Source organism: Pseudoalteromonas sp. G5_S1_54_S4, from assembly GCF_054968565.1.
In genome coordinates this window covers 24323-44184 of sequence record NZ_JBQKUL010000021.1, presented here as the reverse complement: position 1 = coordinate 44184, position 19862 = coordinate 24323, and the positions used below count along the sequence as shown (strand labels likewise).

Sequence of the window (19862 nt, the reverse complement as noted above, 5' to 3'; positions counted from 1 at the left end):
TAAAAAGCGCTAAGTGCGCTTTGTTACTTTATTTTCAAAGTCACTTTTTACGATATCGAGCGCTTTTAATACTTCTTCGGGCTCTACATCGTGTTGCTCTAATATCATAATTAAATCAACAGCCAGTTTTATGTGTGTAGGGGCGTCTTCTAGCGGTTTACTCATTAATATCTTTCTTTTTAGCAATCTGATCAATCGCAAAATTAATAGCAAGTTCAACGCGTTGCTGCATATCTAAGCGATCTGTTTGAGTTAAATAAAACGCCATATCTACATCGTATCGAATATAACGTGGGGGTAACTGATTGAGTACGGTACAGCAAAAGTCAGCCATTACATCGTCGTTGTAACGCTCATTAAGTTTACGTTTTTCTATTTCTTCTAACACAAGTTTTTCGTAAAAATTGTGTATGTCGTCATCTAATCGCATATTCCAGTCACTCTTTGTTATTGTCTTTAATGAGTCTATACCAAGGACTGTTATAAATCGAGAGCCGCTTTAAATAGTTGTTTATGGACACTGACTAAATCATTGATGTTACGCTGATAACCACCACCTAAAGCGCACATAAGCGGGATGTTTCGCTGCTTACAAAAGTTAAGAACGGCAAAGTCACGCGCGTATACGCCAGCCAAAGAAACATCAAATAAGCCAAGTTCGTCTTTGGTGTAAATATCGGCGCCGGCATTATATAAAATAATATCGGGCTGGTGGAGACGAACACATAACTCGAGAGCTTGCTCTAGTGTTGTTAAGTACTCTGCATCTATGGTGTTTGCTGGCAAGGCAAAGTCGTAGTTTGAGTGCTGTTTTTGCCGAGGAAAGTTTTGTTCACAGTGAATTGAGCAGCTAATTATCTGCTCATGGTGCTGGGTTATTTGCGCTGTGCCGTCACCTTGGTGTACGTCACAATCAAATATTAATACGGTGTCGGCTTGCTCCGTTGCAATAAGGTGGGCTGCAGCAATGGCTAAATCATTAAAAATACAAAAGCCACTGCCGTAATTGCTGTAAGCATGATGATAACCGCCACTTAAATTAGCCGCTAAACCACTTTTAATTGCACTTTCAGCGGCTTGAATGCTGGCACCAACAGAGTAAAGTGTTCGCTCGACTAGTTCAGGTGAGTGCGGAAATCCCATTTTCTTCACCGCTTTGTCAGTCAACGACCCGTTTAAAAAGTCAGCAATATAATCTGAGCTATGGCATAAGCTTAACTGCGCTGTAGTTGCAGGCGAAGGCGATATAAATTGGGTGTAGCCCAGGGTCTGTTGACCTTTCAAGGTTGAATTTGCAGCAGTCTGTTTGGTATTTAGGCAAGGCAGAGCCTATGTGGTGTGGTTATTCCCCATAAATAGGTGATAACGCAGCATTAATGCCAAACAGGCGCTGCCCTTCGGGTTCTGCCTAGGGGCGATTTACTCTTTGTTGCTCGGTTTTTACTTAGCCCACTAGGTTACAAACCTCGCGCCGCGATTAAATCGCCCCTAGTTTGAACAAATTTTAATCTGCAAAGGTCAACAGACCCTAGACATTCAACTTCATGCTTAAGCTGCTGATACTTTTTAATTGGAAATCGATGGCGGTCAGGTAATTCTAGCTGCGAGTACAGTTCGTGGTAATAAAGCTGCATTAGCGTAGCTGTTGTTTTTCTACTTGTTGAATTTTGTCTTCGGTGGCAGAAATCGCTTTTCTACAACGGCCGAGTCGTGCATGAGTGGTTAAAATTTCCTGGTTAAGCTTTTGTGCTTGCGCAGGCGATGCTTTTTCCATTTGCAATTTACGCTCTTCAATCATTAATACCAGGCGGCGTTCAAATTCATGGTTTTGTTTAAGTTCGTCATATAACTCGTGGGATGATTGCATGATTTTTTGCACCGCTTGTTTATAAACAGGCTGTTTAGCACGAGGCTTATAATGACTTTTATTTTCTTTCACCCAAATAGGGGTCGATTTAATAACATTAAATACCGCTTGTACCTGACTGGCAATACGCTCAAGTGCGTAAGTGTAGGCATGGCGGTGATCGCTCGGTGGTAGGCTGGCTATTTCATCTTCTATTTCTACTACGTAATCAACCAAGTTCATGCTTTTGGTGCTAAATACGGCTCTGTCAAATAAGCTTGGCTGTGCCTGCATATAACGGTTTTTAGCAAATAATTTTGCTTTATCAAATTGCTCAGCTTGTTGCTTAAGCGTAGCAACTTGTTGGCGTAGTTTGTCTAAAGCAGCAGATTGCATATTAAAAGTATGCCTCGTAAATTAGTTTTAACGCTAAAAGTATAACCATCGTATTAAATACTGGGCGAATAAATTTACTGCCAAAACGAATAGCTGAATGTGCGCCAAACCATGCACCAAGCATGATAAAGAAGCCCATTGTAATTCCCAGTAAAAAGTTAACATGGCCAAGTGCAACAAAGGTGATCAGAGAGATGAAGTTAGAAACAAAATTCATTGAACGCGCCAAACCACAATTGAGTAGCAAACTCATTTTATAAAACATACCGTTTGAGGCAGTCCAAAAAGTTCCCGTTCCAGGCCCAGCTAAACCATCAAAAAAACCTAGGCTTAATCCTTGTAGCCACTGTTTTACTTTTATTGTGCGGGTTAATTTAGGCAGATCATCACTTTGTGTGGTACTTAAATTACCAAACAAGCTGTAGCAAGCCACTAAAATAATAATAATGGGTAAGAGCTTATTTAAAAACTCGATACTTAAATGATCAACAATAAGTGTGCCTAACAAAGCACCTATGGCGGTAGCCATAATAGAAGCAAACCAAAATCGTGGGTTAAATAGTTGTTTTTTATAATAGGTGATACTGGCCGTTAACGAGCCAAAACTGGCGGCCAATTTATTAGTGCCAAGCGTTAAATGAGGAGGTAATCCTGCCGTTAACAGTGCTGGTACAGTGAGTAATCCACCGCCGCCAGCAATAGCATCAATAAAGCCAGCTAAAAGTGCAACGCCACATAAAATAGCCCAAGTTGTTGGGTCGAGTGCAAGTTCAAACATCAGTAATCTATTTGTCTTTTAAAAGGTGGTAAGGTGTCAAGCATGGCTTTGCCATATCGTTTGGTGACTAGGCGTCTATCTAAAATAGTTATTGTGCCTGCATCACTTTCTTTACGCAGCAGTCTACCACAGCTTTGTACCAATTTCTTTGCTGCGTCTGGCACGGTTATCGATAAAAACGGATTACCGCCTTTACTTTGCACAAACTCTGCTTGCGCTTCTTCGATAGGCGAGGTGGGCACCGCAAATGGAATTTTGGTAATAATCAGGTTTTCTAAATACTTCCCAGGTAAATCAAGCCCTTCAGAAAGACTTTGGGTACCAAATAAAATACTGCCCTTGCCTTCATCAATATTTTTAGTATGTAATTTGAGTAAAGCTTCTCGTGACATTTCACCTTGTACTAATAAGTTAAATCCTTTTGTTCTAAGAAACTTACTTACATGATCCATTTGCCAGTAAGAGGCAAACAACACTAAATTGGCTTTTTTAGTGTTTAGATACTCGGGTAGTGTTTTAGCAATATGATCGCTAAACTCTTTATCTGTTGGCTCTATACTTGAGGCCGGAATGCGTAAAGTGGCTTGTTTTGGGTAGTCAAACGGAGAGGGGACTTTAATAAATTTAACGCCTTCTTCTTTAGCAAGACCGCTTTCATAGGCAAAATGATCAAATGAACCCAAGGCGCTCAAGGTAGCTGAACATAACACGGCTCCAGCACATTCGTTCCACAGCTTATCTTTTAAATAATAACCGACTTCAATAGGACAATCGCTAAGCAGGTGATCATGATGGCTTTTATATTCAAGTCGTTTTATCCAACGCGCATGCGGCGTGCCTTCGCCTTTAGTAGCGTAACTAAACCATAATTTATTAAGTTGTTCTAACCGGTTTATGTATTGCCCACTTTCAGCCAGAATGGGGTCGGCAACATAAGGTTTAATATCACCATCGCTTACATCTTGTGTGAGGGTGTCGTGCATTTTATTTAAACACCGTAATGCATCAAGCGTGGCTTCGCTAATGTCTTTTGCCTTAGCGTGTAACGATTTAGGGATTTCACCATGTTCAAAGCGATAGGTATCGTCTTTTGAATATTCAAAATCGGCGTTGTCGAGTATATCCCGCACCACTTTTAAATCTTTGTTAGCATCGTTAACGCTATCGCATAACTTAAAGTTTTGCCCAATACCTTTTTGACCCACTGACACTTTGGCCATTTTGCCACTGAATTTAGTAAGTTTGTCGAGCCAATCTATCGTGCCTTTTATCGTAGCTGCAGCAGATGAAAAGTCGCGGGTAATATGTGCAAGGTGGTGCGCTTCATCGATTACATAAATGGTGTTGTCGGGCTCGGGTAAAATTTTTCCGCCCCCTAAGTCTAAATCGGCTAACAGTAACGAATGGTTTATAACCAATACATCCATTTGCATTAACTGTTGGCGGGCGAGTTGAAAAGGACATGTTTGGTGTGCTTTCATCTGGCGTTGGCAAGCATGCTTATCGCAAGCAATGAGCCCCCATACTCTATCAGGAATGGTATCGGCCCAGCTGTCTCTATCGCCTTGCCATTTTTTGTTTACATAGGCATCGTAAAGTTGCTTTAAGCATTTAGTTTCCATATCACTTAATGGCGATGTAAGGGTAGGCATAAACTCCATTTGAGTTTGGCTATCGCTGTTTAGCGCATTATGAAGTTTGTGAGCGCAAATATAACGTTGGCGACCTTTGACTAAATCAAATTTAAAATCGAGCCCTGAGTGTTTTTTAAAAAACGGCAGCTCTTTAGCGATTAATTGCTCTTGCAAAGCCACAGTAGCTGTGGAAATAACCAATTTCTTTTTTTGTGCTAATGCCAGTGGTAGAGCGCCTAGGCAGTAAGCTAATGACTTTCCGGTGCCTGTGCCTGCTTCAATAACACAAATACGTTGTTTTTTATGGTATTCACCGGCTAATGTTTTGGCGATTTCAGCAACTAAATAGTTTTGACTACTGCGAGGGCGGTAATCGGTTAGGTTATTTGCAACATGCTGGTGTACTTGTCTAATTGTTTTTTTAAGTGAGCTCGATAGCATGTGATGATTAACCTAAAATATGTATATAATTACAGTGTATATATTAAGTGGGATCGAACATTGACACAAGCAATCTATCAGGGCTTTATTTTATCAAGGCAACAATACGCGGCTAAAAATGCACAAGGTATTACTTTGTGCTATTGGCTAAGCTCTGATCAGGGCCCACTTAAAGTTATTATTGAAAACCAGCAGGCAGTGTTTTTCATCCCATTGTCAGCGCAACATACTGCAAATACTTTACTCGCACAGGCAAATATAAAAGCGCAATTTAATAAGGTTGAGTTGTGCCATTTTAGTGGCAGCGAGTGTGTGGCTTGTTACTTCAACGACATACATAGTTTATATACTGCGCGAACTCTACTAGAACAAGCAATGCCAATTTATGAGGCCGATGTACGCCACAGCGACCGCTTTTTAATGGAGCGCTTTATTAAAGGAGGTGTGTGGGTAGCGGGTAACGCCAAAGCTCAAAACGGCTTTATTGAAATTAGTGACGCAAAGTTAAAAGCAAACACCGATTATACGCCAACGCTTACGTCTGTTTCTTTGGATATAGAATGTAATGGGGACGGGGTGTTATTTAGTGTTGCACTGGTGGGAAATGGTCTAGATTGCGTATTGATGATAGGTGAGCCGCAGCTGCAGAGCGACTCGACATTTGAAATAGACTGGTGCTATGACGAAATTAACCTACTTACCAAGCTGCAGCAGTACATTATAAATAATGACCCCGATGTTATTATTGGTTGGAATGTCATTGATTTTGATTTTAGTTTATTGCAAGAACGCGCAGAGGCGTTAGGGCTTACTCTAAACTTTGGCCGAGATAATCAACCTTTATATATTAATAAAGGCCATTACACCCGATTAACGCTCCCAGGGCGGTGCGTCATTGATGGCATTGATACATTAAAAAATGCCACTTACCGATTTGACAGCTTTTCATTAGCCAATGTTGCAGAGCGTGTGCTTAACGAATCTAAATTAATAAAAACCGATAACCGACTAACTGAAATTGTTCGTCAATTTAACGAAGATAAGCTTTCTCTAGCGGCTTATAATCGTCAAGATTGTATTTTGGTTAATCAAATTTTCGAAAAATTAAAGCTATTTGAATTTGCCATTGTCAGAACCAAAATAACAGGGCTTGAGCTGGAGCGCATGGGGGGCTCGGTTGCCGCATTTACAAACTTATACTTACCTCTGTTACATCGCAGTGGTTATGTTGCTCCCAATTTAGGCGATCATGGGCTCTCATTTGAGAGCCCTGGTGGCTATGTGATGGAGTCGGCCCCAGGGCTGTATAAAAACGTTTTGGTACTTGATTTTAAAAGCCTATACCCTTCAATTATGCGTACGTTTTGTATTGACCCGTTAGGTTTAATCGCAGGGTTAAACGCACCAGAGCATGCGGTTGAAGGATTTAATCAGGCATTATTTTCAAGAACGCAGCACCACTTGCCAAAATTAATTGCACACCTGACACAAACTCGCCAAGAGGCAAAAGAGTCTAATCAACCTATGCTCTCACAAGCGATTAAAATTATTATGAATAGTTTATATGGCGTACTCGGCTCTAAGGGTTGTCGGTTTTACGACCCCCGTTTATCGAGTTCTATCACGTTACGTGGTCATGAGATAATGCAAACAACCCGTAAATGGATAGAAGCGCAAGGCTTTGAGGTGATATATGGTGATACCGACTCTACGTTTGTAAAACTTTGTGAAGATAAAAGCCCTGAGCAATGCAACGAAATTGGCTGCCAACTTGTTCATCATATTAATACGATGTGGCAAGCTGATTTAAAACAACGCTATGATTTACATAGTTATTTAGAAATTGAATTTGAAACTCATTACAGTCCGTTTTTTATGCCAACTATACGAGGTAAAAAAACAGGCTCTAAAAAGCGATATGTAGGGCAAGTAACCAAAAATAATGAAAAAAAGTTAGTCTTTAAAGGTATGGAAACCGTTCGCAGTGATTGGACTGAGTTTGCACAAGAGTTTCAAACCGAATTATTTGAGACGTTATTTACTGACAACTTCGAAATACAACAACTGCACGATATTATAAATAGCTACACTCAAAAACTTTATAATGGTGAGTTCGACCGTAAATTAGTATATAGAAAGCGGTTAGGGCAGCACCTTAACGATTACATCAAAAATATTCCTCCTCATGTTCAAGCTGTTAAAAAATATAAAGCGAATCATCCTGAGTTTGAAATAAAACGCGGGCAGGTGATTGAATATGTTTACGCAGTAACCGGCGCTGAGCTTTATAACGGTAAAAACATACTGAACTACCCACTGTACATTCAAAGACAGCTCGACCCTGTTGCGCAAATGATATTAAGCGCATTAAACACAACATCTGAATCTACACAAGCCTCGTTGTTTTAGCTTAACTATGAGCTTAAAAAGTCTTTTATAGTTAATTATTCGCCTATAAACTTCAAAGGTGAATAAAAAATTTAAAGATAAATTAACAATTGTGGCCTTGGTTACAATTTTATCTAAAAAGAATACAAAGCGTAATTTAAAAAAATCATTTATTCAAACTCATAAAAATCAATTGGTTACCATGATGTTGTTTCTAATTCTCAAGTTTGTTTCTAAATCGTATCCATAAATTAATTTAAAAAACTAATAAAATACCGCCAAAAATGATAATGAAAAGTCATGCAAAGTGCTTTTAAAGTTAATTTAATGTTGACCACCTTGTGTTCATAGTATTATCATCTGAAGCGTGATCACAAATTAATTAACAAGGTGTGATCAAAAAAATACAAAAACAAATAGTATTCTAGGGAGAATCAAATGTTAAATAACAAAGTTTCAAAAGCAGTTCGCTTAGCGATCGCTTTTGGTGCAGCTTCTACTGCTGCTTTCTCAGCAAGTTCATTTGCTGCAGAAGAAGGCGCAGAAAAAGTTGAACGTATCCAGGTTACAGGTTCACGTATCAAGCGTACTGATCTTGAAGGTGCTTCACCAGTAATTTCAATAACTGCCGCTGATATAAAAATGGAAGGTGACTTCACTGTTGCGGATGCTCTCCGTTCAAGTTCATTGAACTCATTCGGCTCATTCTCAGAACGTTCAGGTAGTTCTGCACAGTCTCAAGCGACGATCAACTTGCGCGGCGCTGGCTCACGTCGAACTCTAGTGCTTCTAAATGGTCGCCGTTTTCCAGGTTCTCCTACATTAGGCGGTGCATCAGCTAACCTTAATGCTATCCCAATGGCAGCTGTAGAGCGTATTGATATTATGACTGAAGGTGCTTCTTCTATTTACGGTTCTGATGCGATGGCAGGTGTTGTAAACGTAATTTTAAAAGATAATTTCGAAGGCTTAACTTTTAATATTGGTGCTGGTCAACGTGATCAAGATGAAGGAACTACCTCAACTGAGTTTTCTGTTGTTGGTGGTATATCGAATGATAAAGGTAATATTACTTTTTCATTCGATCATCAAAAACGTAAAGGTATCAGTGACGCCGCTCGTGATTATACCAAAGCAAAAATTGGTGATTTAGATGGCGATGGCGACATCGAAGCTTATACAGCAGACACAGTAGGTTGGTCTATTTATGGTGCGACAGTTGTTTCTCCTGATTTTGCAACAGCTTCAGCTTCTTTAAAATGTGATGACTTAATTGCTGAATACGGCGAAGATACGTTCCGTAGAGTAGATGCTAATGAAGATTGGGGCCCTGGCTCAGAGTATTGTATGTATGCATTTGGTAATGTTTCTTACAACACAGCATCAATAGATCGCAGTACATTGTATGTAAGTTCTAACTATGATTTATCTGAAGATGTAGAGTTCTTCAGTCAAGCAATGTTTGTACAAAATTCTTCGTTTGGCCGTTATGCTCCACCAGCTGCTCCATGGAATAATATGGCTGCAGATAATGAGCATAACCCTTACGGTGAGGAAACAACAGGTTACTTCCGCTGGGTCGGTATTGGTACTCGTGATGGTAATGTTGATGATTATAACCTAGATCTAACAGCCGGCCTTCGTGGATATTTAGACTGGAACAATGCTTCTTGGGAAGTTTATTACCACCGCAATAAAGCTGATAATAAGTCAGTAGGTCAGTATTACCTGTCATACTCTGGACTTGCTTACAACCAGCAAAATGATATCGACCTTGGTTCTGACGAAGGTGTTGCAAACATGAAAGCAACAACTCTTCAGGAGTCTTCATCTACATTTGATCAGTACTTTGCAGGTATTGGGTTTGACTTAGGTGAGCTTCCCGGAGGTACTATATCTCATTATGTAGGCGCTGAGTACTTTGAACAAACTTATGCTGACATCTACGATGGTCAATCAGAAGCGGGTCGTATCGGTGGCTCAGCAGGTAATTCTTCTGAAGGTCTACGTGACGTTACGGCATTGTTCTTCGAAACTGTTTTGCCTGTAACCGAAACAATTGAAGTAAATTTAAAAGCCCGTTATGATGATTATTCTGATTTCGGTGACAACATAGCACCTGCAATATCTGCTCGTTGGGACGTTGCTGAAGGTGTAGTTATTCGTGGCTCTTACTCAGAATCTTTCCGTGCACCAGGTCTCGATTTGTTAAATGCAGCACGTACTTTTTCTGCGGAAGCAGCAATCGATTATAATAATGGCTCAACGACTTCTCGTCAGTATGATACCTATTACACACAAAACTCCGAGTTAGATGCAGAAACGTCTGATTACACTAACCTTGGTGTTGCATGGGATGTAAATGACAATTTAAGTTTTAAACTCGACTACTTTATGCTTTCAGTTGACAACGTAATTCAATCTAAGTCATTACAAAGCCTTATTAGTGATGAAGCTGCAGGCTTAATTACTGCAGTTTCACCAGATGCAGATACATCAAATGAAACTTTTTATCTGAAACGTGCTGCTTCAGGTACTTTAATTGAGGCAGGTACATCTTATTTTAACGGCGCAGGTTTTGAAATTGAAGGTATTGACTTTACAATTAACGCTAACTTAGAAACTGATTTCGGTGATTTACGTTTCAGCAACGTTAATAGTTTTGTACTTACATACGATTCTGAAGTTGGCGGCGTAGTGCAAAATACAACTGGTTGGTCTGGTCAACCAAAATTAAAATCAGTTGCTACGGTTTCATGGTCATATGAAGATCATTCAGTTTCTTGGAACTCTACTTACACCGATAGCACATCTGAAACAGAGTTAGATAGCGATGGTGATGGTTTCTATGAGCAAGATGGTAGGTTAGATAGTTGGTTAATTCATAACCTAACTTATACTTACAATGCAGGTGATTTAGGCGCAGTGACATTTACTGTTAATAACCTTACTGATGAAGACCCTGTATTCTCTTCAGCAGGAACTTGGGATAACCAAGATCTTTATAATAACTTTGGTCGTGACTACCGTGTAAACTACACAATTAGTTTCTAAACTTTTATTTAAATTTTAAAAAGGGCTGATCTTCAGCCCTTTTTTTATTTGGAGATAATATGAAAGCTTATTGGAGTGATTATTGGAAACAAGGTTACATAACTTCTTTTGGCCAAGATATTAAAGGTAACTACACGGGTAAGCTTAAAAATTGCTGGTTAGAGTTTAGTGAAAAATTAAAAGAGAACTCTAAAGTCTTAGATATAGGCAGCGGCAATGGGGCATTGATAGATCTTATTCAAAAAAATGTAAGCATGGATATAAAGTTTACAGGTATTGATCCTGCAACTATAAACTTAAATACTACAAAATATATTAAAGGAGATTTTTTATCGGGTGTTTATGCTGAAGCACTTCCTTTTGAAAATGAACACTTTGATGCCGTTATATCACAATTTGCATTAGAATATAGTGATATAAATGTCAGCGTTATTGAAATGCTAAGGGTACTAAAACCAAATGGTCTTGTGCAGATTATATGTCACAATATAGACTCAGACATTGTTGTTCCAAATATTATAATTTTAGACTCAGCAAGAAGAGTAAAAAAAACAATGGTTCCGATTCTTTCAGATATTATAAATGCTATTCAAAAAAATTCTGATAACGAGGTTATACTTTCAGCGTCTTTAAATAAACTGATTAATGATGATAAAAAAATTAATCCGCATGCTATTAATGCAACACTATTAATTAACTTTTATGAATTCATTTTAAAAAATCGCTCTATAGATTTGAATAAAGCTTTTTCCCTGTTTAAATCAGAGTTAGATGGACTAATTTATAGACTGGAAGATTTAAAAAGTGCTGCAGATAAAAACTCGACTGTTTACTCTTTATTATCAGAATTGTGCGAAATTGAAAAAGTTGATTTAATTGACTCTAACAAAGAAAAGATAGGCTGTTTATATAAGGGTTATAAAAAATAGCATTTGATGTACTCCCTACAAAGCAAAGAGCAATCGCTTTTTTTTTTGGTTTTACACCACAGTGGCACCCAGACTGGGGTGGTTTGTTACATTTTTATGAAATGGATGGAAAGCTGACAGAGACGTTTATGCCTAAAAGTAATGTTTTATCTCTTTTTGATGTGCAATTACCACATTCTGTTTCTTATGTAACTCCATTTGCTCGTGCTGCAAGATACTCAATTACTGGCTGGTTTAACTTAAAATAATATTATTTAAGCGGTGCTAAGTTAGGTGTTGATAACTTATTCAATCGTGGATTACCGGGCTCAACCGGTACGGGCGCAGGCTCAGCGATTTATGACAATATCGGTCGTTTTGCCTACCTACAAGCTACTTACAGATTCTAAAGCTACTATTTATTAGTATAAAAATTTTATACTAATAAAGTTCCTTAGAATTGCAGATAAGTTAAGTATGTAATTAAATACCCTTAATCATTTTGATTAAGGGTATTTTTTATATTTATACATAATATAGTGCTCTAAATTTATAAATAGTTTCAAAGTTAGCTGATTATTTATGAATATAAATATTAAAACGAATGTGAAATAAAGCTGTCTTTCTAAAAATTAACCATTAATTAGATTAAGAATTCTTACCTTTGATGACCTACACCCTTAGACCCTACCAGAGCGAGGCGGTTGAACGCACCGTTTTACACTTTAGAAAAACCAATGATCCTGCTGTCATTGTGCTGCCTACAGGTGCGGGTAAAAGTTTAGTGATAGCTGAACTTGCGCGTATCGCTAAACAAAAAATATTGGTGTTGGCGCACGTAAAAGAATTGGTTGAGCAAAATGCTCAAAAATATAAAAGCTTTGGTCTTGAGGCGAGTATATTTTCCGCAGGACTCAAAGAGAAGTCGTTAACCCATCAGGTCACTTTTGCGAGTGTGCAGTCGTTATCGCGTAATTTAGACAAACTTAATGAGCACTACTCATTACTCATTATTGATGAGTGCCACAGAGTGAATGGCGAAAAGAAAAGCCAATATGGTAAGGTTATTAATGCACTTAAATCTCACAACCCTGAATTAAAAGTATTAGGCTTAACAGCAACGCCTTACCGCCTTGGGTTAGGCTGGATTTATCAGCATCATTACCATGGGTTTGTGCGTGGTAATAAGGAAAGCCCATTCAAACGCTGTATTTTTGAATTACCTTTGCGCTATATGATTAAGCATAACTACTTAACTCCCCCTAAAGAGGTTGATGCTGCGATTAGCCATTATGACTTTTCATCTTTAAGTAGTAATGCATTTGGGCAATATAGCAATGAGGATATGAATGCGCTGTTAAAAAAATCGACTCGTGCAACTCAAACAATTTTACAACAGGTTATACAATACAGTGAAAATCGTTACGGCGTGATGATTTTTGCCGCTACGGTTATGCATGCACAAGAGATAATGACTTATCTACCAGAGGATTACAGTGCGCTGATCACGGGGGATACGCCGAATAGCGAACGCGATAAAATAATAAAGCAGTTCAAAGCTAAACAGTTAAAATATTTAGTAAATATATCGGTTCTTACAACGGGTTTTGATGCACCCCATGTTGATTTTATTGCTATTTTACGCCCCACGGAGTCGGTAAGTTTATACCAGCAAATTGTAGGGAGAGGCTTGAGGTTAGCTGAGGGTAAAGATGATTGTTTAGTGATTGACTATGCGGGTAATGGCTTTGACTTGTTCTACCCAGAAGTGGGAGATAAAAAAGGCGATAGCGATAATGAACCCGTGCAAGTGCTGTGTCCTGGGTGTGGCTTTGCCAATATATTTTGGGGAAAAACAGATGCTGATGGCAAAGTAATCGAGCACTTTGGTAGGCGTTGTAAAGGTTTGCTAGAAGATGATAACGGTTTAAGCGAGCAATGCGATTACCGCTTTCGTTTTAAAGAGTGTGAGCAGTGCGGCGCACAAAATGATATTGCTGCTCGAAAATGCCATGATTGTGACGCTGTGATGGCCGACCCTGATGATAAGCTGCGCAATGCATTGAATCTTAAAGACGCATTAGTTCTACGTTGTAGCGGCTTGAGTGTAAGCAAAATAAAAGAGCAGTTATTAAAAATCACTTATTTTGATGAAGACGGAGCCAGTTGTGATGAAATTTTTGATTTATCAAACAAAGGGGCTCGGTATTATTTTAATCAGCAGTTTGGTAAGCGTGTAGGTCAGGGCCAATCACCCATTGAATTTACCAGTGCAGAGCAAGTTATAAAAGCGCAGTTTGATTTAATACCACCGGATTTTGTGATTGCGCGAAAAAGTAAAAAATATGGCTGGAAAGTAGCAGATAAACTTTTTGATTATAAAGGCTGCTTTAGAAAAGCAAACCAGCTAAGTCGATAGACTAAGCTGGATATCATTCATCATTTAAATTAGGGATTATGCCTCTTCTGCGTCTAATCCCCAGCCATCACCATAGCCATTAAAGCTGTTCGCTATGCTTTCAATGTATTGTTCTGCTTGGCCTAACAGTGCATGTTCAGGCACCATTTGTACATGGGCAATTACTTCCCAAACGCCGGTATCGTTGCATTTTTCCACATCAGCAGTTTGCACTAATGCATCATTTACAATCTCAGTTGCAAATTTTTCGGCATCAACCTGTTGTTCAAATAAAATGTAAAAATCAATTTGTTGCATTTTACTTAAATCTACACCAGCGGCGGAAATTTCAGCAAGTAGCTGGCCATTGTCATCATCAGGGAATTGCATTAAAAAACTCATTAATTTTATTTTGTACTCGTTATAGCTATTGTAACCAAAATAAACCGTTAACGCGTACTAAATTTTGACTGCATCTTTGAGTGTTAATTGCGATTAAGTTAATGTTAGGCTCATTGTGGCTATGGTAGTATATCTCTGTCTAGCGGTTTATTTTATGGATACCACAGTAAGGATATTTACTTGTTCAATCAGCTTTTAAAGTTTTTTTGTTTTTTTTGCTTATTAGTAAGCCTGTCTTCTATTGCCTCTGAAAATATAATTGAAGATTATGAAATTAAAGGGATCAGTGGTGACTTAGAAAATAACGTTGCACTTTATTTAAAACAACTTGTTGGTGAAAAACCAACCCGTACACTTCGTCGGTATGCAAAAACGCAAGTTGAGAACAGTATCAAAGCCTTAGGTTATTATAGTCCAGTAGTAAATATTGATTTTGATAAAGACGAGCGCGAACTTGTTGTAAATATAGAGCGAGGCCCAGCCACACGTATTGAGTCACTTAATATAACGGTTAATGGTGAAGCAAAACAGGATCCGTTCGTTCAAAAAACGATTGAAGATCTTAATTTAAAACAAGGTGATATTTTAAATCATGGGGTTTATAGCAGCGCGCATAAAAAAATAGAGTCAGTGTTGCTAGAGTATGGATATTTCGATGCAAAATGGCCTGTTAGAAAATTTGAAGTATCACTCAAAAAACACAGCGCAACCATTACTTTTACTATTGATAGCGGTGTTCGTTATCAATTTGGTGATATTTTAATTGCCAGAAATACTCCAGCCGAAAAATATATCCGCTCTTTGGCGCCATTTAAAATGGGTCAGTCGTACAAAGCATCCTATATTGCCGATTATAATCTTGATTTATCAAGTACCCCTTATTTTAAGAGCGTGCGTGTTTACGCCGATATTACAGCGAGAAAAAACAAGCAAGTTCCTATAAAAGTCGATGTGTTACATAAACCAGAAAATAGTTATGAAATTGGTGGTGGCTTTAGTACAGATTTAGGGCCGAAAGTACGTTTTAAATGGAGTAAACCATGGATCACCGATAACGGGCACTATCTTGAAAGCAATTTAAATGTTTCTCAAAAACAGCAAGATATTTCCATGGCTTACACCGTGCCGGTGAATGATCCGAACGATGATTTATGGCGCTTTTCTGTCGGTTATAAGTTGGAAGATGAATTAACCAATGAAACCTACAGTGAAATACTAACAGGTCAGTTACAGCGCCAGTGGTTAACTGAGCATAAATGGGTACGAACGGCTTTTTTAAGGCGTGAGCAAGAAACCTACCGCATAGGGGATGACGAAGAAAAAACAAGTGAAATGTTAATGCCTGGGATCAGTTATGCGCGTAAACAATCAAAGGGTGGCACCACACCTTATTGGGGGGAGCAGTGGTCTATTTCAGCTGAGTTTGGACTCGATAGCGTACTCTCAAGTACCAATTTGGTTAGAGTTCAATTACAGCATGCTTGGTTACGTACTTACCTTGACCGCCATCTGATCTTTTTAAAAGCAAACGTGGGCGCAATGATTGTTAATGATATAAATAACGTGCCATTTTCTTTGCGATTTTATGCCGGTGGCGATCAAAGTGTCAGGGGTTTTGCTTATCAGTCGATTTCTCCGCAAAACGAGCAGGGTGAGCGTATTGGTGGTAAATATTTATTAGCGAGTACCGTTGAATACAACTACCAATTTGCTAAAAATTGGCGAGCTGCGCTGTTTGTTGATGGGGGGACCGCAACCAATGATTTTTCAGAACAATTTGAAGTAGGTGCAGGATTTGGTTTTCGTTATTTAACACCGGTTGGTCCGATAAGAGTTGATCACGCGTGGGGGCTCACAAAAGAAAGTAAAAGTACCCGTTTAAGTATTACCATAGGGCCTGAAATTTAATGTCAGTATTTAAAAAAGTAACGGCGATAATTAGCGCCGTTTTAGCAACGCTGTTAGTTACACTGTTTTGCGTTTTGTTTACCGCCCCAGGTAATCAATTGCTTGCTTATACAGCGAATAAATTGGTTGATGGCTTAACCATTGAAATAAAAAATGGCCGATTTTTATACAATGACACGTTTAACTTACAGTTTGACCAAAATGGCGTAAGCGTTAATGCACAGCAACTAAAGATAGATTTATTTTGGTGGCAATGTGATGGTATTTGTATTGATAATTTAAGCGCTAAGTCGATTAAATTAACCTTGCCAAAAAGCGCTGAGAATAAAGACGATACGCCAACCGAAGCATTAAAAAAAATAACCTTACCCTTTAATATTGCATTAAAAAATCTAGCTATTGATGAATTTATTTTAAATCATTCAAGTGCAAACGTAACACTTAACACTCTGCAATTGTCGGCAAAGGCTGAAGGGTCTGATGTTACAATTAAACGCTTAACCATTCCTCGTATTAATGTGGTATTAAAAGAGCAAACCGCAGCTCAACAAGCAGCGGCTAATCAACAAACAACAATGGCTATTAAGGAATTACCAGCTTTACCCAATATCGATTTTATCTCGCCACTTAACATCAATGTTGAGCAGTTCAATATCACCAACGTGACAATAAATCAGGGCGAGCAACACTATTCAATTGATGATATTGCCCTGCAAATGAGCGTAGAAGATGCCACTATTAAGGTACAGTCACTATCGGCAGGTTATCAGCAGTGGCAGTTAAATACTCAGCTTGATGCAACACTGGAAGGGGCTATGCCTATTAACGGCAACATTAGCTTAAAAGGGAATGAACACAGAGCTACTCTTGATATAAATGGTGATCTAGCCAAGCTTAACATTGCGCTTGATACCACAGGATTATTTCCTTTAAATTTGAGAGCAACAGCCAACCTCAAACAGAAAAATTATCCCTTTAGTGTTAATGGCAAAATTAATCAATGGCTTATTAATACACAAAATAATGAGCTAAAGGTTAAAAACATCAATTTAAGTGCCCAAGGTAATGCTAACGACTATCAATTAAGTTTAACGGGTAATACTCAGCTAGATGCTTATCCAAGTGTAGATTTAAATGCTCAGCTAAAAGGCACACTAACCAAGGCAACGCTTGAAACGCTTGCTTTAAAAACTAACGATAGCGCTGCGAATATTCAAGCACAGCTTGATTGGCAACAGGGAATTAAAGCGGACTTTACCGGCGTTTTATCAAATTTAAAAGCGCAATACTTAACCGATGCCCTAACCAGTGATGTTTCAGGGACGTTTAAAGGCGTATTTAACGCTCAAGCCGATACCTGGCAGCTACAAATGAACAATACTAAGCTAGCTGGCTTTTTAAACAACGTTCCCTTAGAGTTTGCTGCAAACTTTAAGTTAGATAATCAATTAAAAGCGGATATCGATAGTTTTTATTTAAGTAGTGGTGCTAACAAGTTAACTTTGAATGGGCAGGTAGATGATACATGGCAAGTTGACGGTGATATCACGCTTAATAGTGATGAGCAGGCTAACCTTCCTTTTATTACTAACGGTAAAGCGGATTTAAAAGTACGCGGCAACAGATTAACCCCTTCGGTTAACTTAGCCGTCATACTAGAGCGTTTTATTTTTAATGAGATAAACATTAATAAACTTGCTATAAAATCTCAACTAGATACGGCCGCTGATTGGCAAACTGATCTCAGTGTTAATGTTGCATCTGCACTGGTCGCTGGGCAGCAAATTAATAATATAAACATAGCTGCCAGTGGTGATAAAACAGATCATCAACTTAGCGCGTCGATTGATGCCGAAAAAGGCGCGGTGGAACTTGAGCTTAATGGCAAAATGAAAAATGCCATTTGGAATGGTGAGCTAAGTGACATAACCCTTAGTGATAAAAAGCTGAGTTTTAATAATACTAAAAAAATATCCGTTATGGTGAATACACAAAACGGGGATTTTGATGTGAGTGCTCATTGTTGGCAATCAGCTCAAAGTAAGTTGTGTATAGATACCTTGTCGCAAACAAAAGCGCTAGGGCAGTTTAATGCAAAGCTTGCTAACCTCTCACTTGCAGAGCTTAAGCACTTATTACCAGATAATATTCGCACACGCGGAGACTTAACAGGTGATTTTGCTGCTAATTGGCAGTCAGGTGCACTTAAAACACTCAGAGCTAATGTAAATTCTAATGGATTAAATGCAGTGCTAACCTCAGAAGAGGATCGATTTAAACTCCCAATAGAAACACTCAGTATTCGTGCTTTTTCAGATTCGCAAGTTGGTAAAATTAAAGCTAACTTGGCATCCAGTGTGCTAGGTAAAATAGCTACCGATATAAATATTGACGACATTCAAAACACACAAACACTCTCTGGTAACGTTAATATAGATAAAATTTTACTCTCAGACATTCAGCCATTTTTAGATACGCTTGAGCAACTTAAAGGGGCAATCAGCGGACAGGTTACATTAGCAGGAACGCTCAAAGATCCTCAGTTAGATGGTGAGCTTAATATAGCAGACATTAATTTAGAGGGAGAGCAATTACCCGTTGCACTTAAAGACTCTAATATACATATTTTATTTAATAAAACCACGGCAACGATTAAAGGTAACTTAAGTGATCCTCAAGGCGGGCAAGTTAAACTTACCGGTGATGTTGATTGGCAAGGTGAGCAACCCGCGGTTAATGTTGCAGTTGTTGGCAATGAGTTTTTTGTTAGAGCGCAGCAGGGTGTGATATTTAAAGTATCACCCGATCTAAAAATCGGCATAGCAGATAACGCGCTTAACCTTGTTGGTGAAGTGGTTGTACCTTATGGGCGTATAGAAATTGAAGAGTTGCCCGAGGGCGCGGTGCAAGTAAGCGATGATGAAATAATTATTGATCAAAAAACACAAGCGGCTAAAAAAGTCCCTTTTGATTATGATGTAGACTTAAAAGTAACAGTAAAAAATGATGTAAAAGTCGAATCGTTTGGACTCAAGTCTAAAGTAACTGGTGATTTAGCGCTTAAAATGAGCCAAGGTACGCCAATTATTGCAACCGGAGAGCTTAATTTAATAGAAGGGACGTATTTAGCCTTCGGGCAAGACTTGATAATTAGAACAGGGCAAGTAGGTTTTAGTGGCGCAATCGACAAACCGTATCTCAACATTAAAGCGATTCGTAACCCAGATAATACCGCTGATGGTGTGATTGCCGGGGTGACTTTAACCGGCAGTGTTGAGCAACCTATGTTAAAAGTATTTTCTGAGCCTGCGATGGATCAAGCCCAAGCCTTAGCCTATTTACTCAATGGGCAACCATTAGGAGAGGGCGACAGCTCTACAGATGCTATGTTAACTCAATTATTACTTTCTCAAGGCGTGAGTCGCAGTGAGGGAGTGGTTTCTAAGGTGGGTGAAACCTTTGGTTTATCTGATGTAAGCTTAAGCTCTAAAGGCAGTGGTGAACAAACAAAAGTAGAGATATCGGGTTATATAGCCCCAAGCTTACAGGTTAAGTACAGTGTCGGGGTGTTCGACTCACTCAGTGAAGTGGCTGTGCGCTACCAGTTACTCTCTAAACTATACATAGAAATAACCAGTGGCTTATACCAAAACGTAGATATACTGTATAAGTTTGATTGGGACTAATAGATAACTATAAAAAAGGAAAG

The 19862-nt window shown here is 38.8% G+C and carries 13 protein-coding genes and 1 pseudogene; 7 read left to right on the top strand and 7 right to left on the bottom strand.

The genetic code is table 11. The annotated features are described in order from the left end of the window. Positions 1-9: 9 nt before the first annotated feature. The 6 genes from ACTRWE_RS09855 to dinG all read right to left on the bottom strand — a co-directional run bounded on the left by ACTRWE_RS09855 (position 10) and on the right by dinG (position 5095). Positions 10-165 carry a YbaM family protein gene (locus ACTRWE_RS09855; RefSeq protein WP_076916060.1) on the bottom strand — a complete coding sequence of 52 codons (156 nt, stop codon included), beginning with the start codon at positions 163-165 and terminating at the stop codon, positions 10-12. Continuing rightward, on the bottom strand, positions 158-430 hold the full coding sequence (locus ACTRWE_RS09850; RefSeq protein ID WP_013465384.1) for a late competence development ComFB family protein: 273 nt from the start codon (positions 428-430) through the stop codon (positions 158-160). The genes ACTRWE_RS09855 and ACTRWE_RS09850 overlap by 8 nt, the downstream gene beginning before the upstream one ends. A 50-nt stretch (positions 431-480) precedes the next feature. Further along, complete coding sequence (locus tag ACTRWE_RS09845; RefSeq protein WP_008467470.1) at positions 481-1284, bottom strand: histone deacetylase family protein; 804 nt, start codon at positions 1282-1284, stop codon at positions 481-483. A gap of 349 nt (positions 1285-1633) precedes the next feature. Further along, positions 1634-2242, bottom strand: coding sequence for a primosomal replication protein (locus ACTRWE_RS09840; RefSeq protein ID WP_008467469.1), 609 nt, complete (start codon positions 2240-2242; stop codon positions 1634-1636). Between the two features lies 1 nt (position 2243). Next, positions 2244-3020: a TSUP family transporter gene (locus ACTRWE_RS09835; RefSeq protein WP_008467467.1), complete on the bottom strand. Its 777-nt coding sequence runs from the start codon at positions 3018-3020 to the stop codon at positions 2244-2246. Then, complete coding sequence (gene dinG / locus ACTRWE_RS09830) at positions 3020-5095, bottom strand: ATP-dependent DNA helicase DinG (protein ID WP_008467466.1); 2076 nt, start codon at positions 5093-5095, stop codon at positions 3020-3022. The genes ACTRWE_RS09835 and dinG overlap by 1 nt, the downstream gene beginning before the upstream one ends. Positions 5096-5155: 60 nt before the next feature. On the opposite strand from dinG, the gene ACTRWE_RS09825 reads away from it, so the two are divergent. The 5 genes and pseudogenes from ACTRWE_RS09825 to ACTRWE_RS09805 all read left to right on the top strand — a co-directional run bounded on the left by ACTRWE_RS09825 (position 5156) and on the right by ACTRWE_RS09805 (position 13864). Then, positions 5156-7504: a DNA polymerase II gene (locus ACTRWE_RS09825; protein ID WP_462879925.1), complete on the top strand. Its 2349-nt coding sequence runs from the start codon at positions 5156-5158 to the stop codon at positions 7502-7504. Between the two features lie 417 nt (positions 7505-7921). Then, positions 7922-10537 (top strand): TonB-dependent receptor domain-containing protein, encoded by a 2616-nt coding sequence (locus tag ACTRWE_RS09820; protein WP_462879924.1) that lies wholly within the window; start codon positions 7922-7924, stop codon positions 10535-10537. Between the two features lie 59 nt (positions 10538-10596). Then, positions 10597-11466, top strand: a complete 870-nt coding sequence (locus ACTRWE_RS09815) for a class I SAM-dependent methyltransferase (protein WP_462879923.1) — start codon at positions 10597-10599, stop codon at positions 11464-11466. A 5-nt stretch (positions 11467-11471) separates the two neighbouring features. Next, a pseudogene (locus ACTRWE_RS09810) lies at positions 11472-11714 on the top strand (2OG-Fe(II) oxygenase family protein); the annotation flags it as partial. Positions 11715-12112: 398 nt separating this feature from the next. After that, a complete protein-coding gene (locus tag ACTRWE_RS09805) occupies positions 12113-13864 on the top strand; it encodes a DEAD/DEAH box helicase (RefSeq protein WP_462879931.1) in 1752 nt (583 codons plus the stop codon). A 36-nt stretch (positions 13865-13900) separates the two neighbouring features. Here ACTRWE_RS09805 and ACTRWE_RS09800 read toward each other — a convergent pair whose 3' ends face one another. Continuing rightward, a complete protein-coding gene (locus ACTRWE_RS09800) occupies positions 13901-14233 on the bottom strand; it encodes a ribonuclease E inhibitor RraB (protein ID WP_138686877.1) in 333 nt (110 codons plus the stop codon). 192 nt (positions 14234-14425) lie between these two features. Here ACTRWE_RS09800 and ACTRWE_RS09795 point away from each other — a divergent pair, with 192 nt between their 5' ends. Further along, positions 14426-16153 (top strand): autotransporter assembly complex protein TamA, encoded by a 1728-nt coding sequence (locus ACTRWE_RS09795; RefSeq protein WP_262976821.1) that lies wholly within the window; start codon positions 14426-14428, stop codon positions 16151-16153. Next, positions 16153-19839, top strand: a complete 3687-nt coding sequence (gene tamB, locus ACTRWE_RS09790; protein ID WP_350314712.1) for an autotransporter assembly complex protein TamB — start codon at positions 16153-16155, stop codon at positions 19837-19839. The genes ACTRWE_RS09795 and tamB overlap by 1 nt, the downstream gene beginning before the upstream one ends. The last annotated feature ends 23 nt before the right edge of the window (positions 19840-19862 follow it).